This is a genomic window from Sphingomonas sp. 179-A 2A2 NHS, assembly GCF_045371305.1.
Lineage (GTDB): Bacteria > Pseudomonadota > Alphaproteobacteria > Sphingomonadales > Sphingomonadaceae > Sphingomonas.
In genome coordinates, this window is the sequence record NZ_JBIQDE010000007.1 from 72,177 (window position 1) to 97,987 (window position 25,811).

The 25,811-nt window shown below is 64.2% G+C and carries 32 protein-coding genes and 2 pseudogenes; 6 read left to right on the forward strand and 28 right to left on the reverse strand.

Features of this window, described 5'->3' with window-relative positions; all coding sequences use genetic code 11:
- Positions 1–48: 48 nt before the first annotated feature.
- The 18 genes from ACH0AE_RS15790 to ACH0AE_RS15875 form a co-directional block, all read right to left on the reverse strand.
- Positions 49–747 carry a hypothetical protein gene (locus ACH0AE_RS15790; protein WP_406875910.1) on the reverse strand — a complete coding sequence of 233 codons (699 nt, stop codon included), beginning with the start codon at positions 745–747 and terminating at the stop codon, positions 49–51.
- Positions 737–1,225 carry a hypothetical protein gene (locus ACH0AE_RS15795; RefSeq protein ID WP_406875911.1) on the reverse strand — a complete coding sequence of 163 codons (489 nt, stop codon included), beginning with the start codon at positions 1,223–1,225 and terminating at the stop codon, positions 737–739. The genes ACH0AE_RS15790 and ACH0AE_RS15795 overlap by 11 nt, the downstream gene beginning before the upstream one ends.
- A 134-nt stretch (positions 1,226–1,359) precedes the next feature.
- A complete protein-coding gene (locus ACH0AE_RS15800) occupies positions 1,360–1,689 on the reverse strand; it encodes a hypothetical protein (protein WP_406875912.1) in 330 nt (109 codons plus the stop codon).
- A complete protein-coding gene (locus tag ACH0AE_RS15805) occupies positions 1,686–1,880 on the reverse strand; it encodes a hypothetical protein (RefSeq protein WP_406875913.1) in 195 nt (64 codons plus the stop codon). The genes ACH0AE_RS15800 and ACH0AE_RS15805 overlap by 4 nt, the downstream gene beginning before the upstream one ends.
- A 134-nt stretch (positions 1,881–2,014) precedes the next feature.
- Complete coding sequence (locus ACH0AE_RS15810; protein ID WP_406875914.1) at positions 2,015–2,347, reverse strand: DUF3768 domain-containing protein; 333 nt, start codon at positions 2,345–2,347, stop codon at positions 2,015–2,017.
- Between the two features lie 102 nt (positions 2,348–2,449).
- Positions 2,450–2,743 (reverse strand): hypothetical protein, encoded by a 294-nt coding sequence (locus tag ACH0AE_RS15815; protein WP_406875915.1) that lies wholly within the window; start codon positions 2,741–2,743, stop codon positions 2,450–2,452.
- A complete protein-coding gene (locus ACH0AE_RS15820; protein WP_406875916.1) occupies positions 2,736–3,560 on the reverse strand; it encodes a hypothetical protein in 825 nt (274 codons plus the stop codon). Before ACH0AE_RS15820 ends, ACH0AE_RS15815 begins: the two co-directional genes overlap by 8 nt.
- A gap of 17 nt (positions 3,561–3,577) precedes the next feature.
- Positions 3,578–3,901 (reverse strand): transposase, encoded by a 324-nt coding sequence (locus tag ACH0AE_RS15825; protein ID WP_406875917.1) that lies wholly within the window; start codon positions 3,899–3,901, stop codon positions 3,578–3,580.
- Positions 3,898–5,058, reverse strand: coding sequence for a phosphoadenosine phosphosulfate reductase family protein (locus ACH0AE_RS15830; protein ID WP_406875918.1), 1,161 nt, complete (start codon positions 5,056–5,058; stop codon positions 3,898–3,900). Before ACH0AE_RS15830 ends, ACH0AE_RS15825 begins: the two co-directional genes overlap by 4 nt.
- Positions 5,059–5,100: 42 nt before the next feature.
- Positions 5,101–5,745, reverse strand: coding sequence for a hypothetical protein (locus ACH0AE_RS15835; protein WP_406875919.1), 645 nt, complete (start codon positions 5,743–5,745; stop codon positions 5,101–5,103).
- Positions 5,746–6,027: 282 nt separating this feature from the next.
- Positions 6,028–6,831 (reverse strand): PRTRC system ThiF family protein, encoded by an 804-nt coding sequence (locus ACH0AE_RS15840; RefSeq protein WP_406875920.1) that lies wholly within the window; start codon positions 6,829–6,831, stop codon positions 6,028–6,030.
- The gene (locus tag ACH0AE_RS15845) at positions 6,821–7,480 is read right to left on the reverse strand and encodes a PRTRC system protein A (RefSeq protein WP_406875921.1); all 660 of its coding nucleotides are present in this window, start codon (positions 7,478–7,480) and stop codon (positions 6,821–6,823) included. The genes ACH0AE_RS15840 and ACH0AE_RS15845 overlap by 11 nt, the downstream gene beginning before the upstream one ends.
- Positions 7,477–8,304, reverse strand: a complete 828-nt coding sequence (locus ACH0AE_RS15850) for a PRTRC system protein B (protein WP_406875922.1) — start codon at positions 8,302–8,304, stop codon at positions 7,477–7,479. The genes ACH0AE_RS15845 and ACH0AE_RS15850 overlap by 4 nt, the downstream gene beginning before the upstream one ends.
- Before the next feature lie 7 nt (positions 8,305–8,311).
- On the reverse strand, positions 8,312–9,157 hold the full coding sequence (locus ACH0AE_RS15855; protein WP_406875923.1) for a hypothetical protein: 846 nt from the start codon (positions 9,155–9,157) through the stop codon (positions 8,312–8,314).
- 318 nt (positions 9,158–9,475) lie between these two features.
- Entirely contained in the window at positions 9,476–9,682 is a 207-nt protein-coding gene (locus ACH0AE_RS15860) for a PRTRC system protein C (protein WP_047100433.1), read from the reverse strand.
- A gap of 40 nt (positions 9,683–9,722) precedes the next feature.
- Positions 9,723–10,154 carry a PRTRC system protein E gene (locus tag ACH0AE_RS15865; protein WP_406875924.1) on the reverse strand — a complete coding sequence of 144 codons (432 nt, stop codon included), beginning with the start codon at positions 10,152–10,154 and terminating at the stop codon, positions 9,723–9,725.
- 37 nt (positions 10,155–10,191) lie between these two features.
- Positions 10,192–11,832 carry a PRTRC system ParB family protein gene (locus tag ACH0AE_RS15870; RefSeq protein WP_406875925.1) on the reverse strand — a complete coding sequence of 547 codons (1,641 nt, stop codon included), beginning with the start codon at positions 11,830–11,832 and terminating at the stop codon, positions 10,192–10,194.
- A gap of 99 nt (positions 11,833–11,931) precedes the next feature.
- Positions 11,932–12,945: a hypothetical protein gene (locus tag ACH0AE_RS15875; protein ID WP_406875926.1), complete on the reverse strand. Its 1,014-nt coding sequence runs from the start codon at positions 12,943–12,945 to the stop codon at positions 11,932–11,934.
- Between the two features lie 86 nt (positions 12,946–13,031).
- Here ACH0AE_RS15875 and ACH0AE_RS15880 point away from each other — a divergent pair, with 86 nt between their 5' ends.
- Positions 13,032–13,520: a hypothetical protein gene (locus ACH0AE_RS15880; RefSeq protein ID WP_406875927.1), complete on the forward strand. Its 489-nt coding sequence runs from the start codon at positions 13,032–13,034 to the stop codon at positions 13,518–13,520.
- 3 nt (positions 13,521–13,523) lie between these two features.
- Here ACH0AE_RS15880 and ACH0AE_RS15885 read toward each other — a convergent pair.
- Positions 13,524–13,907: pseudogene (locus tag ACH0AE_RS15885) on the reverse strand (thermonuclease family protein); the annotation flags it as partial.
- A gap of 69 nt (positions 13,908–13,976) precedes the next feature.
- Here ACH0AE_RS15885 and ACH0AE_RS15890 point away from each other — a divergent pair.
- Together ACH0AE_RS15890 and ACH0AE_RS15895 are read left to right on the forward strand one after the other, a co-directional pair.
- The gene (locus tag ACH0AE_RS15890; protein WP_406875928.1) at positions 13,977–15,122 is read left to right on the forward strand and encodes a tyrosine-type recombinase/integrase; all 1,146 of its coding nucleotides are present in this window, start codon (positions 13,977–13,979) and stop codon (positions 15,120–15,122) included.
- A gap of 76 nt (positions 15,123–15,198) precedes the next feature.
- Positions 15,199–17,367 carry a tyrosine-type recombinase/integrase gene (locus ACH0AE_RS15895; protein ID WP_406875929.1) on the forward strand — a complete coding sequence of 723 codons (2,169 nt, stop codon included), beginning with the start codon at positions 15,199–15,201 and terminating at the stop codon, positions 17,365–17,367.
- Between the two features lie 3 nt (positions 17,368–17,370).
- Here the strand turns inward: ACH0AE_RS15895 and ACH0AE_RS15900 are convergent, their stop codons facing one another.
- The 3 genes from ACH0AE_RS15900 to ACH0AE_RS15910 all read right to left on the reverse strand — a co-directional run bounded on the left by ACH0AE_RS15900 (position 17,371) and on the right by ACH0AE_RS15910 (position 18,849).
- Entirely contained in the window at positions 17,371–17,913 is a 543-nt protein-coding gene (locus ACH0AE_RS15900; protein ID WP_406875930.1) for a chromate transporter, read from the reverse strand.
- Complete coding sequence (locus tag ACH0AE_RS15905; RefSeq protein WP_406875974.1) at positions 17,910–18,335, reverse strand: chromate transporter; 426 nt, start codon at positions 18,333–18,335, stop codon at positions 17,910–17,912. Before ACH0AE_RS15905 ends, ACH0AE_RS15900 begins: the two co-directional genes overlap by 4 nt.
- Positions 18,336–18,465: 130 nt before the next feature.
- The gene (locus ACH0AE_RS15910) at positions 18,466–18,849 is read right to left on the reverse strand and encodes a winged helix-turn-helix domain-containing protein (RefSeq protein ID WP_406875931.1); all 384 of its coding nucleotides are present in this window, start codon (positions 18,847–18,849) and stop codon (positions 18,466–18,468) included.
- Between the two features lie 103 nt (positions 18,850–18,952).
- On the opposite strand from ACH0AE_RS15910, the gene modA reads away from it, so the two are divergent.
- The 3 genes from modA to ACH0AE_RS15925 are packed head-to-tail and all read left to right on the forward strand — an operon-like array spanning position 18,953 to position 21,119.
- Entirely contained in the window at positions 18,953–19,741 is a 789-nt protein-coding gene (modA, locus tag ACH0AE_RS15915; protein WP_406875932.1) for a molybdate ABC transporter substrate-binding protein, read from the forward strand.
- Positions 19,742–19,750: 9 nt separating this feature from the next.
- The gene (gene modB / locus ACH0AE_RS15920; protein ID WP_406875933.1) at positions 19,751–20,416 is read left to right on the forward strand and encodes a molybdate ABC transporter permease subunit; all 666 of its coding nucleotides are present in this window, start codon (positions 19,751–19,753) and stop codon (positions 20,414–20,416) included.
- A complete protein-coding gene (locus ACH0AE_RS15925) occupies positions 20,409–21,119 on the forward strand; it encodes a sulfate/molybdate ABC transporter ATP-binding protein (protein WP_406875934.1) in 711 nt (236 codons plus the stop codon). The genes modB and ACH0AE_RS15925 overlap by 8 nt, the downstream gene beginning before the upstream one ends.
- A gap of 85 nt (positions 21,120–21,204) precedes the next feature.
- Here ACH0AE_RS15925 and ACH0AE_RS15930 read toward each other — a convergent pair whose 3' ends face one another.
- The 6 genes and pseudogenes from ACH0AE_RS15930 to ACH0AE_RS15955 form a co-directional block, all read right to left on the reverse strand.
- A complete protein-coding gene (locus ACH0AE_RS15930; RefSeq protein ID WP_406875935.1) occupies positions 21,205–21,354 on the reverse strand; it encodes a hypothetical protein in 150 nt (49 codons plus the stop codon).
- A complete protein-coding gene (locus tag ACH0AE_RS15935; RefSeq protein WP_406875936.1) occupies positions 21,354–21,554 on the reverse strand; it encodes a hypothetical protein in 201 nt (66 codons plus the stop codon). The genes ACH0AE_RS15930 and ACH0AE_RS15935 overlap by 1 nt, the downstream gene beginning before the upstream one ends.
- Before the next feature lie 40 nt (positions 21,555–21,594).
- Entirely contained in the window at positions 21,595–21,960 is a 366-nt protein-coding gene (locus ACH0AE_RS15940) for a DUF6927 domain-containing protein (RefSeq protein WP_406875937.1), read from the reverse strand.
- The gene (locus tag ACH0AE_RS15945; protein ID WP_024018999.1) at positions 21,957–23,879 is read right to left on the reverse strand and encodes a reverse transcriptase domain-containing protein; all 1,923 of its coding nucleotides are present in this window, start codon (positions 23,877–23,879) and stop codon (positions 21,957–21,959) included. The genes ACH0AE_RS15940 and ACH0AE_RS15945 overlap by 4 nt, the downstream gene beginning before the upstream one ends.
- Before the next feature lie 612 nt (positions 23,880–24,491).
- Positions 24,492–24,758 (reverse strand): annotated as a pseudogene (locus ACH0AE_RS15950) (hypothetical protein); the annotation flags it as partial.
- Between the two features lie 39 nt (positions 24,759–24,797).
- Positions 24,798–25,751 carry an ArdC family protein gene (locus tag ACH0AE_RS15955; protein WP_406875938.1) on the reverse strand — a complete coding sequence of 318 codons (954 nt, stop codon included), beginning with the start codon at positions 25,749–25,751 and terminating at the stop codon, positions 24,798–24,800.
- Positions 25,752–25,811 lie beyond the last annotated feature (60 nt).

The following is a 25,811-nucleotide window of genomic DNA, read 5'->3' on the forward strand; positions in this document are numbered from 1 at the left end:
GCGACGATGCTATACGTCTGTGTCGATCGCGCAATCGCGACGTTCGGATCAAAGGCGCAGGGGCTCCGGCATCGCCAGCCATTCGGGCTGGTCCTGCGCGAGCGGCACGTCATGGTTCGCGGCCTCGGCTTCGCTGAAGACCCGCGCGCGCGACAATCGGTCAAAGCCTGCATCGTCGTTCCAGAAGCTGAGCCCGTGCTGCGGATCGCGGATTGCGAGGACGAATCCGTCGGCGCCCTCGTCGCGCGCGCGGGCAATTGCACGGTCGAGCAATTGGGTCGTGTGGCCATAGCTGATGCGGTGTTCAGTAATGACGACATAGCCGCCGCCGAACTCCCCGACCCGCAGCCTGTCGCAATCCGACGCCCATTCGAACCCGAAGGGCAGCGCCGAGCGCGCGCAACTTTGGATCAGCCTGGCCGCGACGTCGATTCCGAACTGCTCGCCCGAGAACGTCACGAGCACCCGGTCGAGCTGGTCAACCTCGCTGAACGCGACATGGAAATCGAGATAGGGATATTGCGGATCCTCGAAGAGGTCGAGCAGTCCCGCAAACGGGTCCTCGTCGCTGCGCGGGAACAGGGCGGCGAAGTCCGGGCCAAGGCAGGCATAATGCGCTTCGCGAACGTCGCTCCCGGCCTCGGTGTCGTCGATCAGTTCCACCGCGGCGATGACCCGGCGTACCATGTCGGCCTCGGCGACGGTGACGGTCAGGTCGAACGCCGCCTTGGTGTAGCTATTGGACATGGTGCGCTCCCGCAGTCGGGGGGAGCGCGGGAGCGGCATCCGCAACGACGAGCGCCGGCACGACGAATTCCGCTGCATCGAAATGAGCGAAGATCGCATCGAGCGAGCCAAGCGCCGTGATGGTGCTGCGGCTGATGACAACCTCGTCGTCCTCGGTGACAGCATAGGACACCGCCTTGCCGTCGCCGATGGCGACGACGCGCTCGGGTCCCCACTGCCCGGAATAGCCCCCGCACCAGCGTACGAAGGGCACGCGATGCATAATGCACCAGTCCTCGATCTCCTCGAAGCGCCCGCCTGCGACTTCGTGCGCAAACAGGCGAAGCGGCTCGCCGTCGACGCGATGTTCCGGCTCGAACGGATCGCCGTCCCACTCGACGACAAGCCGGTCGGCGGCAATGAGCTCGGCAAGTTCTGCGAAGGCGGGAGCGTCAAGCGCGCCGCCGATGACGATGGAGGCTGATACCCGGTCGGCCATGATGGTCTCCTCTGGTTGGGGGCGGCGCAGCGCGCACGTTCGGCCACCGCGCGGTGATCGCGGGGACCGGTGATGATGGGGCCTTGGAAAGGATCGTCGCGGCAGCGGCTCCGCCGCGCCGGCACAATGCAGCTTCAGTGAGTCGAGCCGAACAGGTAGCGCTTGGCGGCGACTTGCTGGCTGCCATCCTCGACGCCGATGGACGACTGCATGTCGGCAGTGAGCTGCCGGCAGAGATCGGGAGGAATGATGGCATGAGGCGCGACCACGGCGATCGCGGCCTCGGCGGAGAGGAGTTCGCCCGGCTCTGTGCCGATCCAGACGAGGGGCTCGCCTTCTGCGGGCTCGTCTTCGGTGCGAAAGAAGACTTGCGCGAAGAAGGTCTGAAGCGGCCGGTCCCATCCGACCGTCGCGCGGACGACGTCTGGGCTGTCCGGCTTGGGCTGAAGGTCGTGACGGCTCATTCCATCGTCCTCCGGACGCGATGCTGGACATGGCGCGCCGCGCCTTCGGCGCTGCTGATCGCCATGCCGGCGGCCGACGCAGCCTGACGCGCTCCGGCCTGGCGAAGCAAGGTACGGGCTTCGCGCAGCCGCTCAACGGCTATCGCAATGGCGTGCCCGTCAGCGGGCGTGGCGGAGGCGATCCGGCGCATGGGCTTCTCCCTTGGATGGACGATGGATGCGGAAAGGCGCGTCTGCAGCGGGCCCGGGGCGTTTGCAGGGTAGAGTCCGACTTGCATTCACGCGCCGACGGCCCCGACCCGCTTCCCCTTCCCTTTCCCCAGGATCAGTCGTCCTCGGGCAGCATGATCGTCATGACTCGCGTGGTGACGTGCGGATCGCCAGGGTCTTCCGATCCCCATTCCAGCGCGCGGTCGTAATAGTCGATCGCGAAACGGACGGCCTGACCACGGACGGTGAACTCCCCGCGAGAGCGTTCCGGGCCATCGTAGCGCTTGAAAGCGTAACCTCGGATCGCCGAGAGCAGCTCGGCCTGGGCGGAGAGCTCGCCGGCAAATGCGGCGAGGCAAGCCGCAGTGATGACGACGCGGGCAGTCGGATCGAGGCCGTGCCGGCAGCGGTCGTTGAGTTCGGCGATGCGGGATAGCTGGTCGGTCATGCAGCCTCCATCAGGCCAGCGTTGAAGGTCTCGATCCAGGCTTCCATCGTCGGCCGCTCGGAAAGCGGCACGATGCTCGCTGCATCCTGGAACCGGATGAGATCAGTGGGCGCATCGCGGCGAATGGCTTCGATTTCGGCTGCCGGGAGCAGCCGCTCGCCGCGGATGAAGTCGGTGATCCTGCCGGGCTTCGATGTCGACGAAGCTTGGCGGGGAGCCGCGCTTGTATTCGCCGAAGAAGAACGTGATCCGACGACCGTCGGTGGTCTTGGCGCTGATCGTGAAGTTGCCGTCGGGGATGTCGATCGGGAGCGTCGGCACGTCGTTGAAGCGGGCGAAGCCGATGCTTTCGGCATCGGCCGCGGTCATGACGGGCAGCTGCGTGATGTCAGCCATGGAGGGTCTCCTGATCGGGCAAAATGAGCGGAAGCAGCGCGTTCCGCGGCGGAAGGGCCTTGGGATACGGCAGGCGCGGAAGGGTGCGGCCGCGGCGGCGAGCTTCGCGCGTCAGCTCGAAGCAATAGGCGAACAGCCCAGCCTGCTGATGCGTGACGAGATGGCGCTCGCGCTGGAGCCGCCACAGCCAGCTTCGCGGTTCCTCGCCGATGCGCGGCCTCGGGACCCCCATCGAGACGAGCTGATCGATTGCGCCGGCATGGCCCTGCTCGCCCGAGCGGATCTTGGACAGCGTGCGCCCCGAGATCGTGATGTCGCCGACCCGGAGGACCGATCGCGGCTTCGTGACCGCGCGGTGGGCGGCCGAGAGCGCGCAATAGACGCGGCCGATATGGCCCGCCCCCGGATCGCTGTACGACACCACCGCCTCGATCCAAGGCCGTTCCCGGCGCAGGTAGCGAAAGGCGCGCGCGACGAAGAAGCTCTCGCCGTTCTGCGGCACGGCGTCGGTCAGAATGAGGCGCGCGAGGACGCAGCCGCGGCGAGGATCGTCAAACCCGGTGTGGCGCGAGATGACGGCGCCGGTGGTCGGAACGGCGAAAACGGCGACGCCTTCGAGCGCGCCCTTGCGTGCGAACAGTCCCACCGCAAGCTGCGCGGCCGGATAGCGAGGCAGATAATGGTGCTGCGCGATGAAGGCGCGCGCGGCGGCGTGATCGATGACGTCGACGCTGTAGGCGCGGGGATCGATCAGCGTGAGATCGCGCGCCCACAGAGCGCGCCGTTCGCGCCAGCGCTGGCTGCGGTCGGTCTGCATGGGTCGTGGTCCGTGGGTCAGAGGAGCGCGGGCTGGCGGGCGTGGCGGGCGATGATCGCGTGCGCGAAGGCGACCGCACCTGCCTGGCTCGGGCAGGGGAAGAGATCGTGAGCACACAGCAGGCGGAAAATGTGGTCGAGCTCCATCGCACAGAGCCAGCGGTCGCTGCCGTCGACGTCGACGACGGTGAGCGCGAGGCAGCGCGAGCCGCCATAGGGGCTCGGATCCAGTGGATCGCCCGGAAAGCCGGCAAGTCTCCAAAAGCGCCAGCCGAGGGGCGGCGGGTCCTCGATGCGGGCGATGATCCGGAAGGAGCCGACGGCGGCATCGATCGTACTCACGACGACATCTGCCGCCCGGCCGCGACCCTCAGCTCTGCAAAGCGCGCCTGGACGGCTGATCCTGTCGGATAGCGGTTCTCGAGCCTGTGGCGCGCAAGGATGGGCCGCCGTGCTGCGGCGATGTCATCGGCCTCGGCGAGGGTGGGCATCCGCGGAGGCCAGCCTTTGACGTATCTGAGGCCTGCCGGCATCGAGGCCTCGAGATGCCGGCGCTCGAGCTGGTCGGCCTTGGCGCGTTCGACGTCCGCGCGGAGCCCGCCGCTCAACAGATGCGGTGCGATGTCGGCGAGCCAGCGTGTCGGCTGGAATGGAAAGGTCGATCGCGCCTCGATGCCGACGAGCTCGCGATAAACCTCGGTGTTCGCCGGGGCTGCGGCAGAAGCCGACAGGTCGTGAAGCGAGGCGAAGATGCAGTAGCGGCACGAGAGGCGCGTTGCGCCCCATATCGAATAGGCCTCGTGCAGGGTGATGCCGAGCGCGCCGTGAGCACGAAATACGTCTTCGCTGTTCCAATGCGCGATCTTGTGCCAGAGGGTGATCGCGGTGCCGTGCCGGTTCCCGGCCTTGGCATAGCGAAGATCGGCCTTGGCGATCGGGGTGGCGGCGCGGTTGTGGCTTTCGTCGCGGCGCAGGCCCAGAACGGAGATGATCTGCTGGCCTCGCAGCATTCTGGTGATCGCCGGTCCGATCACGGCCGCCTTCATCTCGGATTGGCAGAAGCGGAGCGACGCCGACGACCAGGGACCAATCAGGTTGTAGGTCTCGAGCGCCTCGTAGCGGCGCTTGCCGCTTTCGAACCGCTGTATCCAGCGGTCGACCAGGTCGCCGGCCGCCCGGCGCACGACCGTCAGCGGCACGCCGGCGCTGGCGGCTATGCGCGCGACCGTAGCGGGGGTCGAATCCCATTCGGCGCGGCCAAGATCGGCATGAATCGCCATCCGCCGCGCCCGCGGATGGCCGAGTGAATCAAGTTGAAGGTTGACCGCGAACAGGGCCGCGCTCGAGTCCTTGCCGCCTGAGAGGTTGAAGACGATCCAGGCGCCGGCGCGGATCGCGGCGACGATCTCGGGAGTGATGGCGATGTCCGGCAGGCCGGGGGCGGCCGGATAGGACCGAGCGGCCGCTGCCGCGACTGCGAGCTGGGCGATGGGTGGCATGACGGCTCCGGAAAAAGGGCGGCGGTCTGGTAACTGGCGGCGTCAGGCGAAGAGGCGCTCGGACTGCCGGACCGGCGGCGAGAGCGCGAGTTCGCGGCGGAGCCGGTCGGCGAAGCGGTCCGGGGCCAGCAATTCGGCGACCGAGGCAAAGTGGTTGCGCTCGCCGGTATAGTCCTTGCGCCCCCTGCAGCGCCGGAACAGGATTTCGCGGCCGGCCCCCATCGCACCCAGGCTGAGCTGGACGTACACCTCCTCGCCGTGGAGGGTGACCTCGCCCGAGACGGCCGGACCACCCTTGTTGGAGCGGACCTCGTAGCTATCGTCCTCGAGCCCAAGGGCGTCGGCGAGCCGGCGCATGGCAATACGCCCCTCGCTGTGGAAGGTGCGTTTGGCAGCCTCGTCGTAGGCGACACCACGACAAGCGAGGGTCCGAAGGACAGGGTGGCGCCGGATCTCGGCGATCTGGTCCATGCAGTTGCGGCGCAGCGCCATGTCGTCCGGGCGGCGTTCGCAGACAGTCCCGAGGTGGCGGGCGAGAAGGATGACCGCCGCGTCGATCTCGGGGTCCTTGCCCGCGTTGCGGCAGTCGGTGATCGCGGCACCGATCGCGTGGAGGGTGGCTGCCATCGTGGTCAGCGCGCTGGGATCGAGCGCCTGCTGGTGGCGCATCGCGACATCGTAGTGCATGGGGAGGTTCTCCGGGCTCAAGCGCACGTCCGCTCGCCCCTCCCCTTCCCCCTCTCCTTTTCTTGGCGGTCAGCCGCGCCGACGCCCTGGCCCGGGGCCGATCGCGCGCGCGATGTGACCGGCATAGACACCGCAGGCGGCCCAATATGCGGCAACCGGCGGCTTGCGGCTCCGCCAGCTCCGTTCGGCGCGTAGCCTCGGGACTGAGTGCCCGGAGGCGGGCGACCGCCGGCAGGCCAAGAACGGGGTTGCGCACCTCGGCCTTGGAGGATCGAGCGCCCATCACGCCGGTCCGGGCAGCGCGGCCGATGGGCGCTGATCCTGCGCCTCCTCGACCGCGGGAAGCGGGATCGGGACGCATTGCCCGCGAATGAGGTTGATGAAGCCACCAGCGTGGCCGATCGACCCGCGCGCGACGAGGTCGAACAGCAGCGCCAGAGCGTGGCTTGCCAGGACGCGGTTGACGAAAAGCGACTGCCGTTCGAGCGCCTCGGCCACCGAGCAGGACGGCGCATCATCGCCAGGTACCGTTTCGTCGGCGATCTCGGGGAAATACTCGAGGACGGTCGGGAGGCGCCGCCGGTCGTGGCCGGTGGAGCGGCGAGGCGACCCGATCAGGAACTGCCCGTCTCCGGCGCGGTTGCCGAGGTCCATCCAGTAGGCGGGCACGGACGTCCCTTTCGCCAGCTCGGCGCCGAGGGCGCGGCGCGCGGAAGCGGTGTCGACGCAGCTGATGAGGATATCCGCGTCGGCGATCTTGACCGCTTCGGGAGCGCGGCCATGGACGGCTCGCCAGCAAAGGCCGTGCGCGAGATTGATCCGCTCGACGAGCGTGCGGGCCTTGGAAGCGCCGAGATCGCATCGGTAGAAGGGTTGCCGTCCGAGATTGGCTTCGCTGACGACGTCGTCATCGACGACGGTGACCTGGAGCGACCGGGTGGAGATCGCGCGTAGTGCCGTCTCGAGCGAAGCCAGTCCCATCAGCATCTGCGCGCCATTCCCGCCGCAGCCGACAAGAAGGACCTTGATCGCGCGATTGTCGAAGCCGGCAGGAAGATAGTGGCGATTGGGGATGTCAGGCTGCATCGTCGTCTCCTGAAAACGGGCTGCGCGGCAGCGGCAGGAACATCCCGCCGGCGCACAACCGCGACGCGATGGCCGGCCCTTCCGGTTGGCCGAGACGGCCGAGCACCAGCGCGATCTTGGTGGAGTGCGCGTCGTCGGCATCGTCCGTCGCGCTGAAGAATGCCGCGCCATGCGCATGACTGTGGATGTCGCAGATGAGATGTTGGTCGGGCGCCAGTATCGGGGACCGATAGGTCACGCGGGAGGGAGTGGCATCGTCGATGTGCGGGTAGTGGATCGAGAAGTTCCGCTCTTTCTCGTTCCACAGAACGAAGGCGGCAGCTTCGTTGGGCAAGGCCGCTCGGAATTGATCGAGAATCCGGCCGAGCAGTTCGCTGGGCATCAGCCCGCAGCGCAGTTCCGCCCGGCGCTCGCCGACGCTCCCATAAGGCAGGTAGGCGGGGAATGCCGGCGTGACAGGAATGTCGAGCTCGAGCCATGGCCGTCGCACGATGAGCATGACACCGTCCCTGCCGACCGCGAGGCAATGGCCTGTGCGGGAGGCGCGTACCGCGTCGATCGCGGGGGACCGACCGATCGGCGGAACCGGATAACAGGGCGCCGCGGCGAGAATGGCGGCCGCGGTGGGATCGTCGGCGAGGACGGTCATGACGCCGCGCCCTCGGCGATCAGCCGCTCCAGCGTCATGGGTTCGGCGTTGGCCTTTCTCGAAGGCCGCCGCTGGCTTGTGCAGATGAACGGCCGGAGGCGTCTCACCGGGAAGCGCGTCGCCTGGCGCGCCGCAAGGTCGTCCCACAGCTTCAGCAGGCCACCCTTGCCGGTAACGGTCAGCTCCTGCCCGGGATTGGGGTGCGTCGACCAGGAATCGAACAGCGCCCGCTCGAAGTCGGGAATGGCCGCGACGTCCAGCGTGCGCGGCCTCGGGATGTTCCCCCAGCAGAGAGAGCCGTCGACGAAGACGTTGAGGACCGGCGAATGGAGCACCCGCGTGGTCGCCGAGGGGCGCTCATTTTCGGCGAGTGCATAGACCCCGAGCCTGCGCGGCGTCGCTACGAACAGCTGGGCGGGATACGGAATGGGCCGGATCGTCCGTTGCGCGAGGACCCGCAGGCCGGCCGGCGGTGTGGACAGATGGAAATAAGCCGGGCGGACCTGCTCGGGCGTCCACCAGGCGAGCATGTCGCGATGGGCGACCAGCACATTGTGGGGAAGGATCTGAGGCGGCGCTGCGCGCCCGAGGGCCTCGGTCCACTGGCGAAGGTGGGCGCGGGTCAGCGGCGTGCCGGCGGCGATCGTCGGCCCGCCTTCGCCGCCATGCTCCACATGATGGATGCTGGCAAAGGCATGTCCATCCTGCCCGGGGGCGCGGTAGGGATCGAGCCCTCGGGGGCTCTCGGTGCGGTACAGGAGGATGGCATTGGTAAGCACCATGCCTCCGGCGGTGGCTTCGAAATGGGCGCTATGGTCCGGCATGGGGGCCTCACAATTTGTCGGGATCGAGCTGGATCAGCTGTTGCGCAGCGAGCAGGAAGTGAGCGCCGGTCCGCAGCGACGCGAACCATCGCTCGACGTGCGCGGCTTCGGAGAGCGGGCAGATCCCCGCGACATCCATGAAGCCGTATTCCATGCCGTGGCGTCCGACATCGTCCACCTCGGCCGCGAAGAACTCGACCGGCACGAGCGTCAACGGGGGCAGCGTCGAACATTCCTCGAGGCCGGGAACATATTCGTAGAGAATTTGCCCGTCGAAGTGCCAGGCGTTGCAATCTCCCGGCAGGCGCCGAAGCGCGTCGTGAGCGCTGCGGAGTTCGCGTAGTGCCTTGCGAAGGTCGAGAGGAAGCTTCGCCAGCGGCGCTGCATTCGCCGCGATCATCCATGCGGGCTTCTTGGCCTCCATGGTCGACGGCAGCGCGACTTCGTCAAGATCGCCGGGGTCTGCGCCGTGATAGTCGATGAGGCACTGGCGGGCGGCGTCATCGTCAGTCTCGCCATCCCAATAGTACATTGATATCTCGTCGAAGAGATCCTGATAGCCGAAGATCGGCAGGGCAGCCCCCAGGGTCTGCTCGAGCGCCACGTAGGCAGCCGCGCGCCAGGCGATCGGCGCCTCGCTGGTCTCGATCCATCCGAGATCCAGTTGGCCGATGCTCTCGCAGATGATCACGATTGCCGGCGCTCCCTCGGACTCGCCGTTGAGCACGACCACGCGAAGCTCGGCGAGGTCGATCGGACGCAGCGCCTCGACAGCGGCAGAGTTGAAAACATGCTCGATGCGCCGTCGCGCCTCGCAGCGGGAATATCGTCTCGTCGCCTTCTCGCGCGACACGACCCAACGCCCGATTAGCTTATGGTGTCGTGCAAGAGGCTGGTCGAAGGTCAGTGGTATGTCGGGCGAGATCTCGACCGATCGGCCGGCGAGATCAGCCGAGCGGCGGAAGTCGGAGGCTTGCCGGTGGCTGAAGCGGCTCCGGAGAGTGGCTTGGGTGAGTGGACTCGAGCGCGAGCTGCGCATGGAGGGCCCGGGCCTGGATGCTGCAGGAAGGCTGGGAGATGCCGGTTGCGTTGCCATCATCGAACTCGATCCATTCGAGAAGCGTCTTGCGCGGTGCGGCGGGGATGGCTCCGCCGTGACGGCGGGGCACGATCAACCCTTTGTGCCGACGGCGCGGCGGTATTCGGTGACGTGGACACCCCCGTTCACGCCGGCGTCGACCGTCTCGGCGTTGAGGATCGCCGGGTAGAGCGTTGCGTGATAGGCACGCAGAGCCTGCGGGTCGTGCGCGAGATGGGGTGGAACCGGGAGATCGATGCCGTCATATCGATAGGCGCGGTCAAGCTGGTTGATCTGCATTGGGGCGTACTCCTTGGCGCTGGACAGGGGCTCGAGGTGCTCACCAGAGGCTGGCGGGTTCGTCCGACTTGGCATCGGCCGGAAGCGCGCCCGCGGGCGGCGTGGCCGGCGAGCTGCTCGGCGTGGACGGTCGGGGTGCTGCGGAGGCGGCTTTCGCCTTGGCCGCTTCCGCCGACGCCGCGCGTGCGGCCTCGGCCGCCTCGCGCTGCTCAGATATCTGGTCGGCGAGGGTCTTGCGCGAAGCGATAAGCTGGCCGAGCGCGCCGTCTGCCCCCTTGGCGAGTTCGATGTCGATTTCCGCTGCCGTCGCCGTGATCGAGATCGGCCGCAGCTCTCCCGTATCGGGCCGCTGGGCTTTGCCCTCAGTTGCGCGAGGGATGACGGTCAACGTAACGGTCTCGTCCGGACCCGCCACGAGGTCAAATCCGAGCGAGTAGCGGCCGAGCAACGGCAAAAGACTTGCGATCAGCATGATTGTCAGTCCTTATTTTGGAGGGAAGCGAGGGCCGTCAGGCCGCGATCGCGGGAATGCCGCGGTCGGCGTTGGGGCGAATAGGGGCCGGAGGAGACCCGTATTTCCCGTCGAGGGTCATGCCGCTCGGCAGGCGGCCGGCCCAATCGAAGCCGACCGCGTTGAGCATCCCGGCGACAAGGTCGGCCTTCTTGGAAGCGAGCAGCTTTGCGAACGCCTTCTCGCCCATGTGCGCGATGAGGCCGCACTCCTGGGCGATGAATTTGAGCTCGTCCTTTGTGTACCGCTCCAGGAAGGATCGATCGACACGCCAGCCGTGCCGGATGTCGATTGCGAACGCTCGGGCAAGGTCGGCGACATGCGCAAAGGACTGCACATCGCGCGCATAGGCCGCCGCGATGGCGGCAAGGGTGGTCGCTGCCTGCGCGTCCGAAAGCGCGCGGATCCCCTCGATCTTCTCTTCGAAGCTCAGGTCGGGAAACGAAGGGTTGACCAGCAGCCCGGCGCGCGACGTCAAGGTAGCCGGCTTGATCTGCGCGAGCGTACCAGTCAGGCCGGCGACGAGGATCGCGGCATGCGCATGGGACGGATTATCGGCGAGGCCCCGGGCAAGCGCCGTTCGCCAGGTCGCCTCCCGAAGATCGGCGGTGCGGCCGGCGATCGATTTGGCGGAGACGGTCGCACCGCCAGCCCGGGCGGCCGGCTTGACGATCGCGCCGGACGACGACCGATTGGCCGCGACCGCGGCCGCTCGAACCCCTGGATGCGAGGCCTCACCGTCGCCATCGTCGTCGGTATCGGCCAGCTCGTCGGCGTCGGGAGCAGCTTCCCCATCGTCACCGTCCGCTTGCCGGTCGGCGGCCTCGGCCTGTGCGGCAGCCGCAGCGCGCTCCTGGGCCTCGATCCGGGCCTTTTCGATTGCTTCGGTCTTGAGCTGGAAGCAGCCGGGATTGGTGCAATGGCCTTCATCGACATGGGTTTCGAAGAGGGCTCGTTGCGTTCCGGAGTTGAACGGGCAGGCCATGCATTCGGTCTTGTCGAAGCAGGCGTTGGCGAGATCCTGCGTGACGCGCATCAGGAGGTCGCGCGTTTTTCCGACGTCGAGACCGGAAGCGGTGATCGTGTCGAGAGCCTTGTCCTGCTTGTCCGCTGGAATGGCAGCGAGCAGCTCGGCATGCCCGACCTTGATGCGGCGCTCATCGAGCGCGAGCTTCACGTCGTCGGAGAGATTCGCGAGGGCGAGGCGGCGGTCGAATTTGGCCTGGGACCAGCCGAGCCGCCGCGCCGCCTCTGCACGATCATTCTGGCAGGCGGCGAGAACCCGAACGGCGGCGTCCGCCTGCTCCGTCTCCGACGCATCGTCGCGATTGTCGTTCTCGTCGATCGCCGCTTCCAGCGCTTCCTGGTCGGTCATCTCGCGGATGACGACGGGTACCTCCCCTTCTGGGCCGAAGGCCTCGAGCGCGGCCCGATACCGGCGGCCTCCCGCGACAACGACGTAGGTGTCGTCGCCGCCGGCCGCCGGGCGGAGGAGCATCGGCTGAAGCATGCCGCGCAGCCGGAACGAGGCGACCAGGTCCTCGTGCTTTTTACGGTCGAAATAGCGACGTGGATTGTACCCAAGCATGATCTTGGAGAGCGGCAGCGTCATGGCTGCATGCGGGTGCGATGGGGTCAAGGCGGGTCTCCTTCGGGATTGGCGTCGCGCCTCCTTCGCGGGTGCGCGCCCTCTTTCCGTCGAGCCTGATGCTCAACCCTGCCCTTCCCCCTCCCCTCTTCATTGCTCGGCGGCTTGCCTTCGGTGGATGTCAGCGGCCCATTGCTCGACCCAGGCTGCGGTAATTTCGTCATGGTCGAGATCGCCGGACTCGATGAGGTCACGGATTTCCGAACGGGCTCGCGAAATCGCCGCTTCCCAGGGATCGGACGGAGGGTTCTCACGCTCCGCGTGGAGCTGCTGGGGGAGCCGCTGTGGCGGCACGCTCAGCCTGCGTTGCTGACCCGCCACCCAACGCTCCAGGTGATCCGCGACGAACTCGTCCGTCTTGGGGGTGCGGGCAGTGTGGGCTGCTCGTCGCGCGCTGATCCCATAGGCCTGGCTGTCGATCGAAGCGATCCTGTGGCGGAACGGAAGCAAGAATGGCAGCGCTGTGCCCTTCACGCCGAAGGCATGGAGCCGGACACCAATCGGCAGGATCTGGTCGAGGTGATCGACGACAGCGATGAGACCTTCCGGTCCATGGATGTCGCGCCGGCACATGCTTCCGACACCAATAAGCGCCCCAGGCCGGAGCGAGCCCGAGAGGGCGTCGACGCATCGCTCATAGTCGGTCGGCCGCCAGCCCTGAATCACCGGGATCAAGGTATCGGCGTTGCCTTGGTCCTCGGCGAGCCTGCGGCAATCGCGGTTGGCGCTGATCGTCCGGGCGAGCCGGTCGATGACCTCCTCTCTGTCGGCGGCGATCTCGGGCTCGACGCAATAGTCGGCGCTCGCCCACCATTTGAAGGGATAGGCAGCTGCAAGCGAGACATAGTCCGCCAGCGACCATGGGAAGCCGCCATAGCGGGCCGCTGCGACGAACCCACCGGAATCGAGACAGAGCGACGCCAGGCCTCGTGCGTTTCGAAGCTGACCGACCCGCCAGCCCGTCCATTCGCGCCAGCCGCGCCGGTCTGACCAGCGCGACAGACAGTTCGCTGAGATCAGCGTGGGCTGCCGCAGCGTGCAGGCTCGCCTGAGGATCGGACCGTCGCCTAGGTGCGGAAGCCCGACGATGATCTCGATATCCATTGATTGCCCCTTCTGAATGGTGGGGAGACGACGCGGTTGACGGAAGCCATTGTTCACGTTACGTTCCCGATCGCAGGAGATTTGCCATGACGGCCGCCAGTTTCAGAGAACGGTTCGACCTCGACATCACGCTGCGGGACGCGGCGCTGGATGCCGACAACCGACCGACGCGAAGGATGATCGCGAACGCCGCAATCGGCATCGACGTCGAGGACGCCTATTATTCCGTCCGCGAGCTGCGCGAGGCGGTCAGCTGGGTCCATGAAGGCGTGCCCGGTGGCAAGCTGAAGCTGGCAGCGATCCTCGCCAACGATGGTGCTGACGACTTCCAGCGCTGCATCTACTTCTGCCTTGCGGGCCGAGGCGTCGTCGCCATGCTCGACGATCTTGAGTGGCTCGAGGACCTTCTGGAACGGAGGGGCCGCGTCGCGGGAGAGCAGAAGCGGATGAAGACCACGCTGATGCCGCTCATGAAGCCCTATGTCGCCGATACGCCTGATGGGCCGATGGTGAAGCTGGATGGCGAATTCGAGCAGGGTCCGTCCTGGTGGACGGAGACGATGCCGTCGCCCTGAATGTCAGGGGGCCGGTCGTCGTTCACAGCGAAGACGTTCCCCGTGGCGCCAGCGTGATGGTTCGATCCATGTACCGGCGAAGGCCCCTGCCCTGCTGGCCTTCGCTTGTACGAATGCTGCCCGGTACCGGGTAGCGCGACCGGGGTCGTTCTGCAGATACTGGAGTTCGGGCACGGCAAGACCGGCGCGGATGAGGCGTTCCCCGAGGTCCTTGCCGGCCACCGTCACCGTCGCGATCGGTCGCCCGTAAGAGTTGGCAGCGGTGAGGCGGATCACGGCGGTCCTGGAGCGCAGGGCGTTTGCTGCGAGATCCTGGGCGGCCTTGCCGCAAGGCCAGCATCCGGACGCGCGCTGGCAGAGCTGTCGGCGCTCGAAGGAATCGACACCTTATCTCGTGTTTTCTGACATCGTGAGATCCGTTACAATAAGTGACGTGATTGGCGACGGAGTCGGCATATGCCCGAGTTCAGTGTTGTCCGTGAACCGGGGCTTGTTCCCTTCGGCGTCGTAGACGCCGAAGGGAACAAGCCGGCGGACATTACCGCATATCTTCGCTGGCTCGTCCTCAACGGTCGATCCCCGTACACTGTTCGAGGCTACGCCTTCGGCCTGATTCACTTTCATTCGTGGGTACTGGCCAGAGGCGAACTGTTTGAGGATATAACCCCAAGCGATATCGCCAAATACATCGCCGCATATCGTAGCGAAGGATCCTCGCCAGGGCCGGCGACGACCAACCATCGTCTCACTGTGCTGTCAGGCTTTTACAGATTCCTGATCGATATTCACATCGACAACCCGGCATGGGCCGGCAAAAGGAACCCTGTTCCAACTGCTTTGCAGAGTGAACGAACCAAGCCGATGCACGTACGTCAAAGACGTGCTCGGGCTGATCTCCGACGACGCGTTCCGCGGCCAGTCCATCGGCAACTCGATGCTTTCGAGATCGCGTTGCTTTTCAATTCCGCCCGGAGCTTGCGCGATCAAGCGCTACTGAAGCTTCTTGAGTGGTCTGGGCAGCGAATTGGCGACTGGAGCGACGTGAATGGTCGTCACGGCATCCTTGGCTTGGAGTTGGGTGATATCGACCCGTTCAAAAGGATGATAACCGTTCAATTAAAGGGCTCGCGGCGGTCGCACATCATCCCGGTCGGCGAGCCCTTTTGGCCTATCTACAGTGAATATCTCCGGACCGAGCGGCCCCCCGCGGATCACTCAGCGGCCTGGATCAGCTTCCGTAGAGGAAGAGGAAAACCCCTTACCTATGCAACGTTCGAAACGTTGCTTCGAGACCTGCGGCGAAGATCCGGTGTACGCCAGGTAACAGCCCATTCCTATCGGCATACATTCGCCCAAGGATTACTTGATACGACGGATAATCTGGCGCTGGTACAGGCATTCCTGGCTCATTCCTCCCCGGAAACCACTGCCGCGACCTATGTCCATGTCCCCATGAAAAGGATGGTCCGGGCAATCCAAGACCTCGAACAACGTGCTGCGGTAGCGCCTGACGATCATGATCCGCGGGCTTACGCTTTCGCGTATACTAGTCAGACACTGACTGAGCTCGAGCTCCTTTTCAAGGACGGCAGGCATGAGTGAGCGGTCATGGCCCGATCGGTCCTCTGTGCAAGATCTCCGCTCAGCATGCTACGATCGCCAAGCGTTGGAACGATTAGTGTTTGATTGGGCTCATCATCTTAACACTGCAGCGATCCGGAACAAGCGCAACCCCGCGGCGTATCTAATTACCCAAGGGGTCGGTCATTTCTTCGACCATCTTGATCAGCTCGACGGGAAAACGCTAGCGGATCGCTGGATGAGCTTCGAGACGTTTTGGATCAAGAACGTCAAGGGCCGGGACCTCACTGCGGCACGGTTCAGTAATAACATATTCCTGACGCCACTTATGTTACGGTTAGTCGTGCCGTCAGATGATTTCCTAGGCGGATACAGAGCTTTGAACTGGGTCCGCTTGTTGCTTCCTCCAGACGCCCCACTCCGTGCGTTGCTTGAGGGGATTGCTCTCGCGATCACTAACCTACCAAACATGTCATATTCGCAAACAGTGCGCGCCAGCGCGTTGCATCTTGCGACCCGCACCGTTCTCATCAACGACTACTGGTCACTGAGCGATTTCCAAGACTCAGATCTGCTCCACTCAACTGGTGAGCGTAAACGCCGCTTCAAATTTGGATCGGATGCCCTCGATGCCGCCTTGTGCACGATGGGTGTCTTCAACCGAACACCGCTGCGCGGGATTGTGCGTGACCGGCGTCCCGCCGTCGCGCCCACCCTGGCGGAGATGGTACGCGCGCGACAACTGCCCGATGAATATCGCGAGGTTACCCGCCTATACCTCGAGGCGTATCAGGTCCGCATCTCATCAAGATATTCGACATTGAGGAGCAAGCTGCAGGGACTTGCTCGATTTTGGCGTTTCATGAAGGCCTGCTACCCGCAGATTGCCTCTACAGCAGGCATCCGGCCTGATCATATTCAGGCCTATATACCACACAGCCTCGCGGCAGCACGGGCTAACTGCCGATCAAGCCCTAGCGGTGTCGGTCAGGGCAGCACGACGGCCAACCACGATCTGGCGACTGTCCGCACATTCTTCAGCGATATCTCCACTTGGTCGATCGAGGAGGCGTCTCCATTTCAAGAATACGCGCCGCCCGCATTGCCGTTAAGCTTCCGTGAAACCCAGCTGCCGGAAATCTCGCAGGCTCTTCGTCAGAAAGAAGCGGCAATGACGCGCCGGATAATTGATCTGGAGCGGGAAATGCCGAAGGTGCGAGCCCTCGCGCACGAACAATGGCAGGCGGCACGGGACCACCTTGCCAGTAATGCTAGCCGAGAAGCCTGGCGATCCGAGGCCGTAGCCTTCTGGAACTGGGCGTTTATAGAACTTCTCGTTCAAAGTGGTTTACGCATAGAGGAAGCGCACAACCTCACCGTCTTTGATATACTCCGCCGGACCGATAACTCGGGACTGTCCTATTTTCTGCTACATGTTGAGCCCTCTAAATTTGATAAAGCCAGGTTGATCCCGATCGGAGACTCTCTCGGCAAGGTGCTGTCGGAAATCATCATTCACGTGAAACGCTTCTACGGTCTGGATCAGGTCCCCCCTATCGATCATTTCGATTTCCATCAGCAACAGCCGCTCCCTCGAGCGCCCTATCTCCTTCAAGGCCGCACTCGGCCTCATATGATTGGAAGGTCCACCATCAGGGCAGGGCTGGTTGAGCTGTCTCGTAAGGCAGGAGCTCGCCGACATGACGGAAGTCGGCTCGACATCGCTCCACATGATTGCCGGCGCGTGTTTGCCTCGGAGCATCTGAATAACGGTACGCCGCCACACGTCTTAAGAGCATTGCTGGGCCACGAGCGGCTCGACACCGTGATGATTTATGCGAAGCTCTATCCTGGTACGCTTGTCGAAGAATATCGGCGCCACGTTCGAGGGGTTTATCAAACCGTTCATGGTCCAGAGGTCTTGAAAGCACCGACGGCCGAGGAATGGACCGCTCTGGAGCGTAGTTGCGGATTGCGTGACATGGGGACTCACCTCTGCGCGCTGCCAGCCGGCGATTATTGCCCAAAAGGCCTCGTTTGCCTCGGGTGCGTGCATGCTCAGCCGAAAAAAGCTGCCCTTCCTCTCTTCGAAAAGATGCGCGCCAATCACGCACGCGAGCTTGCTCGAGCCGAAGCGCGGCACGAGCCGTTAGGTCAAATCGCCTCCCGGCGTCTTGAATTGGCTCGGCTTGACCAAGCTGTGCGCCGCGCCGACGAGTTGTCGGTGGACGTTGCGCAGGCGATGGAAGCCGCCCTGATGACGTGAATGTCACAGTGACCGTGCCACGATCCCCAGCGCGGTCGCGGACAACGACACGATCGCCGCCCCGAGGATGATCCACAGCGTATCGATCTTCGTTGTGAGCAGCAGCCCGAAGCTGACCAGCGCGATCGCGATCGTCACAGGATCGGTCAGACCATCCCTCGCCAGCGGGATCGCAGCGGCTAGCAGCAGACCGGCGCTGGCGCTGGCGATGACGACGCATTGCAGGACCGATCGGACACGCGGGTTTTCCATGCGGCGTCCGACGAAATGGACGAGCGGGATCATGATCCCGGCAGGCGTTATCATCGCCAGCCACCCAGCAATCGCACCGGGTACACCGGCGACGAAATAGCCGACGCTGACGATGTAGAGGCCGACCGGCCCCGGCGAACTGCGTGTAATGACCACGGCCTCGTTCAGTTGCTTGTCGGTCAGGACGTGGTGGTGCGCGACCAGCGAGTCCTGAATGACCGGCAGCGATGCCAGCCCGGCAAACGCCGTGACCGTGCCCTTGAGCAGCAGCAGATAGAGCAGGAACAGGTTCATGCACGCACCGGAGGCAGGACCGCACCGACGACCGCCGCGAGCATCAGCACTTCAATCGCAGATAGGCCTGCCGCTACGTAAAGCAGGAAGGCCGCTGCGCCGATGACTGCAACGCGGGGCCGCGCGCGGCCTTTCCAATGGGGATGCGCGATCGTCCAGCATGTCTTGACGGTGATCGCCACGGCAGCCGCGATAGCGCCGTGGATACCGGCCTGGACCCAGCGGTTGCCCTCTGCTTCGCTGAACAACGCCGTCGCGACCACGACCATGATCGTGCAAGGGATCGAGGACGCTAGCAGTGCCACCAGCGCACCCCACCAGCCACGCAGCAGCCATCCCACGCCTGTGCAGAAGGCCAGCACATTCGTTCCCGGTGTCAGACGGGCAAGCCCAAAGCATAGCGTGAAATTATCGACGCTGATCTAGCGTCGCTTGTCGAGGAGTTCGCGGTGCAGAACGGCGACCGTCAGGCTTCCACCCCCAAGCGTGAAATTCGCATAGCGCACGAACACGTCAGCAATCGCGGCTAGCGTCGGACGCGCGGGTGCCGTTTCAGTCTCGGGCGGGTTCATCGACCGGCCCCAGCAGGGCCAGCAGTGCAGCCGAATGTGACTTTGCCGCACGCTGGATCGCCGCATCGAGGGCGCGATAGCGTTCGAGCAACGTTACCCCGGCGTCCGTCAGGGTTGCACCGCCCCCATGACTGCCGCCCCGCGCCGCTATGACCAACGGCACCTTCCAGCAGGCATTTAGGGTGTCGATCATGTCGCGCGTGCGACGATAGCTGAAACCGAGTTCGCGCCCCGCTGCCGCGATCGATCCGGTTCGTGCAACCGCCGCCAGCAGATCGGCCTTGCCGGGTCCGATCGCGATCGAGCGCCCAACGAGAACCTGCGCCTTCACCTTCAACGGGCCTGTAATTGTCTCGCGCGCCATCGCCGTAACCTAAAGGAGCGGCCGGACGTTCGGAAGCATGTTGCATTGACAGTCCGGCCTCCGGGTTGGATGTGCGCCCGTGCATACAACGACCGAGGCCAATATGAAGCCGTTTTCCCTTATTTCCCGGCGCTTTGTGTTGATCGGCATCGCGCTTGGCACGGCGACGCCGGCAATGGCGCAAGACGTGCCGAACATCGCCGCTGCTGCCGATCTTCGGGTGGCGCTGACCGATGTTGCAGCGGCGTTCAAGCGCGACACGGGGCAGGAGGTGAAGCTGACATTCGGGTCGTCAGGCACGTTCTTCCAGCAGATCCGGCAGGGCGCACCGTTCCAGCTCTTCCTCTCGGCCGACGAGCAATATGCGATCGACCTCGCTAAGGCAGGCAAAGCGGCGAACGCCGGCAAGCTCTACGCGATCGGACGGCTGGCCGTGGTCGCGCCCAAGGGTTCACCGTTGATGCTCGACAGCAATCTCACAGGGCTGCGCAGCGCGCTCGCGCGGGGACAGATTACCCGCTTCGCCATCGCCAATCCCGACCATGCACCCTATGGCGAGCGCGCCCGCGAGGCGTTGCAGCACGTCAAACTGTGGCAACCCCTCGCGGGTAAGATCGTCATGGGCGAGAACGTGTCGCAGGCGCTGCAATTCGCGACTGCTGGCGGTGCGCAGGGCGGGATCGTCTCCTATGCACTGGTCCTCGACCCAGCATTTGCGGCACGCGCCAGCTACAAGCTGTTGCCCGCCACCTGGCACAAGCCGTTGCGTCAGCGGATGGTGCTAATGAAGGGCGCCAGCGCGACGGCGCAGCGCTTCTACGCATACGTGCAGCAGCCGGCCGCACGGCGTATCCTCGTGCGGTACGGCTTCGCACTTCCCGGTGAGCGTTGATCCCGGCCGATGGACTGGCAGGCGCTTCGCCTTTCGGTGCTGCTCGGCTGTCTAACGATCGCGATCCTCTTGCCGGTCGCGATTGTCGCAGGACGTTGGCTGGCGACGACACAAATGCGAGGCCGCGCATTGATCGAAGCGGCGTTGACGCTGCCGCTTGTCCTGCCTCCGACTGTTATCGGCTTCTATCTGCTGGTCGGCATGGGGCCGGATTCGCCAATAGGCCACGCATGGACGGCGCTGTTCGGCGGGGCGCTGGTGTTCAGCTTCCAAGGGGTGCTGGTCGCGTCCGTCCTCGTGAACCTGCCCTTTGCGATCCAGCCCGCACAGCGCGCGTTCGAGGCCGTGGGTCAACCACTTCGCGATGCGTCCGCCACCTGCGGACATTCGCGCTGGCGGACGTTCTGGCGGATTGAACTGCCGTTGGCATGGCCGGGGATCATTACCGGCGCGGTTCTGGCCTTCGCGCATACGCTCGGGGAGTTTGGCGTCGTGCTGATGGTAGGCGGTTCGCTCCCCGGCGAAACGCGCACGCTCGCGCTGTCGATCTACGATCGCGTGCAGGCGTTCGATAATCCGGCCGCTGCCCGCATGGCGGCTGTGCTGATGGCGATATCCCTCGCCGCGGTGACGCTCAGTTTTGTGCTGACCGGACGGAGGCACCGGCATGGGTGACGGGCTGCATGTGGCGATCCACCAAGCAGGACCAATCCCGCTCGATGTAGAGTTCGAGGTCGCGCCGAACGAGACATTGGCACTGATCGGACCATCGGGCGCTGGCAAGACGACGATCCTGCGGACGATCGCAGGGCTGTATCCGGCCCGGCAGGGGCGCATCGTCGCGAACGGGCATGTCTGGTTTGATGATCGCGCTAAGATCGATGTCCCGGCACGACAACGCCGTGTCGGCGTCGTGTTCCAATCCTATGCCCTGTTTCCTCACCTGACCGCGATCGAGAACGTCATGGAGGCGATGGTGGACCGTCCCAAGACTACACGGCACGGGGCGGCAGTTGAACTGCTTGGGCGGGTCCATCTGGACGGGTTCGCTGATCGTCGCCCCGATGCCTTATCCGGAGGACAGCAACAGCGTGTCGCACTTGCGCGGGCATTGGCGCGTGATCCCGACGTGCTGCTGTTTGACGAGCCATTTTCGGCAGTCGATCGACCGACGCGCCGCGCGCTACACCGATTGATCGCGGAGCTACGCACTACGACGCCGGTCCCTATCGTCTTCGTCACGCATGACATTGAGGACGTGGCTGCAAGCGCCGACCGGGTATGTTTTCTTCGGACCGGCGTCGTGGTCGAAACTCAACTCAGCAGCGCGATCCAGGTCGGTGGCGATAGCCACCTTGAAGCGTGGCTCGACAGCTGAGGCAATTCAGGCCGGCCGCCGCCAGCTTTTTGGGATAGCGCGTCGGCCGGCCTGAATTGCCTCAGCACCAACCGCAGCATAATAATCACGGGATAAACTTGCCAAGCAACCGGAAGTCGACGGCAACGGTGTCGCCGTCGAGCGCGCGCGCCTGCGCTTCAAACGTTTGTGCGCCGCTCGGCGCGGCCGGACCGAGCATCGCCACCGCGAGAACGGAGGGTGCGAGTAGGCGCATCAGGACACCATCTCGACCTCAACCCGCTCGCCGCGGCAGGGCATGGTGCAGACGCGGAAAGGCTGCAGGGGATTGCCGGTCCGCACGATGCTGACGCGGCCGGGCTGCAGGTCGAAAAGGCGCGTGGCGACGCGCTGGGCGTTCTCGCGACTGCACAGGAGCAGACGCTTCGGCGAAAGGCCAGGGTCGGGAGCAGACATGGGGGTTCCTCTTCGGAAGACATGATACCGGCTCACCGGCTCAGGCAAAGATCGTCTTGTGGACCTTGGTGGTCGGCACGACTTGCCACTGCCGATCCATGAAGCGGCTGATACGATAGCGACAACCGGTCTCAGGATTCCGGAAGCACAGCTTGCGGCCGCGCTTCTCGACAACAAACTCCTGGCCGACATGCCCATCGTTGAACGTGAGCGGTGTCTCCAGCCTGATCCGATCGCCATCCTCGAGCCTGCGGGCGCGCCGCATGAGATTCTCGGCGCAGCGCCGTCGCCAGTCGATGGCATGCTCCCGGTCGGTGGGGGTGAGAAGATCGAGTATGTGCCGCGGGCAATGGTCCTCGCATGGCCCCATTGCTTCGGTCAGTCGGGTAGGATTGGTGCTGCTCATGGAGTCAGCCCTGATCCCCCCGCCGAACCGCACGTGCAGCTTTCACCGCATGCGGCTCTCCACTGTGACGAACCATCACTTTGCCGTAGATCGGGCAGGCGGCCTCTGTGAGTATCCCAGTGGCATTGCTCGCACAGGACCACCGTCCTGCGGGCGCGTGCCACCTTCATTCTCACGACAAAACCGCGGTGCGAAACATCGGCCATCCCCCGGATATGGTGCACCTGACACGGAACATCGGATCGACCGCAAGCCTCGCATTGCTTGGCATTCTGACGATCAACCCAGTCCGTACGTGAGTGGGTGAACACCTGCGTCCAAGGCTGGATATCAATCCTGGACGAGGTGGCCGGATCACGTTTCAGATGAGCCAGTTTCCAGACTTTGACCGATCGGGGCTGGCCATCGACGTCGTAGCCGATGGTGAATTCCTGCCCCGTCCTCATGCGGGCCACGACCGCTCGCACATTGGTTTTGTGCTTGCTGGCCAAGGTCTTGAACAAGCTCCACCGCTGGAGAAACTCAAGCCTGTTCAGCTTGAAGCTCACATCCTTGGCGAGAGCATAGTAGTTCGCAAAACCCCGCAATTCGGCGTTGTAAGCTAGGACGATCTCAACGTCGCTGCAGCTGAGCAGCAGGCTACGATGACGCGGCTTCAACACCGACAGATCACCATAACCTTTTGCAGAAGCGAACGCGTGGACCTTCTCCCAAGGGACATGCAGCTGCATCACTTCCGACGGCGGCCTACGAAGGAAGCTGACGGAACCTTGTCGGCTCCGGACAACCCGTTGGCGTGTCGTATATGTGCGGACCTCATATCCAAGGAAGGCGGCTCCATCGCTCGCCTTGCGGATACCGCTTTTCTCCTCGGACACCGTGAGCGCCAGCGCCTCGGTCAGGAATGCCCTGACTTCGGCGAACACGCTTCGTGCATCCTCCTTGCTACCGATAACCCCAATCATGAAGTCGTCCGCGTAGCGACAGTAACGAAGTCGGCGATAACCGGGGTCCATCGCGTCTCTCGACGGGATGGACCGCTTTTGCGGCAGTAAGGTTTGGATTTTGGCCAAGGAGGCCGCAACCTTCACCTCGTCGACATTGTCTTTGGCCCGCAGCATGGTGACGCGCTTCCGTTGTTTCTGGATGCGCCCAGCCAGTCGCCCATATTCCGGGTTCGTGGCACGGACCTTCCCCCTCTCGAAAGCCGCGATCCGTTCCGCCATGAACATATCGAGTTCATGGAGGTAGATGTTGGCCAAGATTGGAGAGACGATACCGCCCTGCGGAGTGCCGCTGTAGGTCCGGGTGTGAACCCGGTCTTCCATAACACCCGCCTTAAGCATGCTGCCGATCAAGCCGATGAATTTCTCGTCATCGATCCTTTTCCGCAACAGCCGCAGGAGGATGTCGTGGTCGATGTTCTCGAAGAACCCCGCGACATCCACATCTACGAGCCATTTCACCCCCGTCCATACGGCTTTGACGTGTTCAAGCGCCGTATGACACGACCGGCCCGGCCGGAATCCATGGGAGGCGTTCGAGAACACCGGTTCATAGATCCGTTCGAGCAGTTGCCGCGCCACTTCCTGAACGAGGCGGTCGTCGCGCGTGGGAATGCCCAGCGGACGCCGTTTGCCCTTGCCTTTCGGGATAAACACCCGACGCACTGGTTTGGGATCATAGGTCCCTGCCGTCACGCTGGCGATAATCGGGTCGAGGTCTTCCGGTCCGAAGTCCGCGAAGGTCTCGCCGTCAATACCCGGCGTCATCGCACCCTTGTTGGATCCGATCTTCTGGAGCCCCTCCTCCCAAAGGAGGCGAGACCCCATCAGACGATAGAGTCCATTCACCCTTTTGCCCGACGCAACGAGCGCCGGAATGGCCTCCAACCGGCCTTTCACAGTTTCTGGCAGCATCAGCACACCCCATGATCGGTGGTTGAAGAATCACAGCTGCCGCCCTTCCCCCGGTCTTCCCCGCTTTCGGCCCGATCGCTCGAGACCTTATACAGTTGCACCGCCGCCTCCGAAGAGGTCGATGTCCCGGGCATTACCCCGGGCATTTGAGTAATATGGCGGCTCCGTACCCATGCAGGCCGGCAGAAGCCGCCTGTTTAGGGCATCCCGTAGTTACGCTGAATGGAGATGCGGCGCGGTTAGGTGTCCCGTTCGTCCACTAAACCCCTCGACGAGAGGCGCACCGGATGGGCTGAGAAACAGGCGGCCAAGACATGAGACCGCTGTCATCATCCGGACCTGGCGTGACAGTCGCTTTCGCCAGTATCGCTATATAGATTGCTGCAGACTGGGATTTAAGCAGTGTAGCCTTCACCATACGCACCTTGCCCTGACCGTCATCGCCTCCATTTGCGACTAAGACGCATCTGGCCTTTTCCGAACATGCTATTGTTCCCCGTCCCTTTCGGGATTTCAGACCTTGTGAGGCCCGAGGTTAGTCCGGCGAGCAGAGGCATTCTCAACTTACCTCATCATCACTGATACTCCATTTCAGCGCCGCAACGGCGCACTGTCCTTGTAACCGAACTGCTCGCCCGACTTGCTGGCGGGGTTCCAAAGCACCTTGCAGATGACCGCGAAGACTTCGCCTCCGACCCCGTTCGTCAGGACCTGGACCGCGGCGTAGTAGGTTCGGTTCTGCGGACAGGATGAAGCGAGCACCCTCAGGCCTGAGGTGCCACCTTCCACCTCACGGACATAGGTGAACTGGTCATCGAGATAGGCTTTCGCCGTGGCGCGTCCGCCCATCGAACGGAGCGGCATCGTGAGCCATCCCATAGAAGCATCTCCTTTGCTGGTGGCGGGTCGGCAGCGCGCCTATCCGGCTGCGGCCAACGGCTGCTCGGTTGCTACGACCGGAGCGATGCTGGTCGCACTCATCTGCCCGCCGCTGAAGGCGAGCAGATAGTTGAAGGCCTGCTCGGCCTTGGAAGCGGCATGAATGATCGCGGTCTTGTCCGCCCGCAGAATGCCGAGCCAGTGCGCGACGTAACTTGCGTGACTGTCGTGGAGCTCGTTCGGGAGCCCGAGATGTGCGCACACCAAGCCGCTGCCGATCTCCGCGACGAGTTCCTCGAAGCTATAGGCCTGATCCCCGAAACGCTTGCCGAAGGTCCTGGCGAGACGGCTGGTGCCGCCCGACCAATGGGTCGTCTCGTGCGCACGGACCGAGGCATAATGATCCATCGTCCTGAACGAGCGCTGGTGCGGCATCTGGATGTAGTCGAAAGTTGGATGGAAGAAGGCGCGGTCGCCGCCGTGGCGGACCTCGGCCGGAATGGCACCGAAGAAGCCGTCGATAGCGCTCTGCCGAACCGACGGATCGACGGGAGCGATGTCGTCTTCGGCAGGATAGAAATAGGCCGGCAGGCCATCGATCTGGTCAGCGTTGAAAACGATGTAGTGGCGCAGGAAGCGAATGTTGCGCTCGCTCTCGGCGCCCGTGACCGGATTGGCCTCTGTCTTCTTGAAGCTCGAATAATAGACCGACAATGAGCCGGTCTCGCCCCGGCGAACATGCCCGCCGAGCTCTTCTGCCTGACGATAGGTCATCCAGTAGCGCGACCGGTAGCCGTTCGCATCGGCGATGGCCCACAGGTAGACGGTGTTGATGCCCGTGTAGGGCGTACCGCAATGACGCAGCGGGCGTCCGCCCGCGCCGCCGACGCGCCAGGGTCGGCTCCAAGGCGCGACGCCTTCCTCGAGCTTGCGGATGATAAGACCGGTGATCTCCGCCGCGACGTCGCGGCTCGACCTGGATTTTGCGGACATGGCAGTGGGCTCCAAGTGGCCAGGAAGCACCGCCGACGCGCAAGGCGCCGGCGGCAGGTT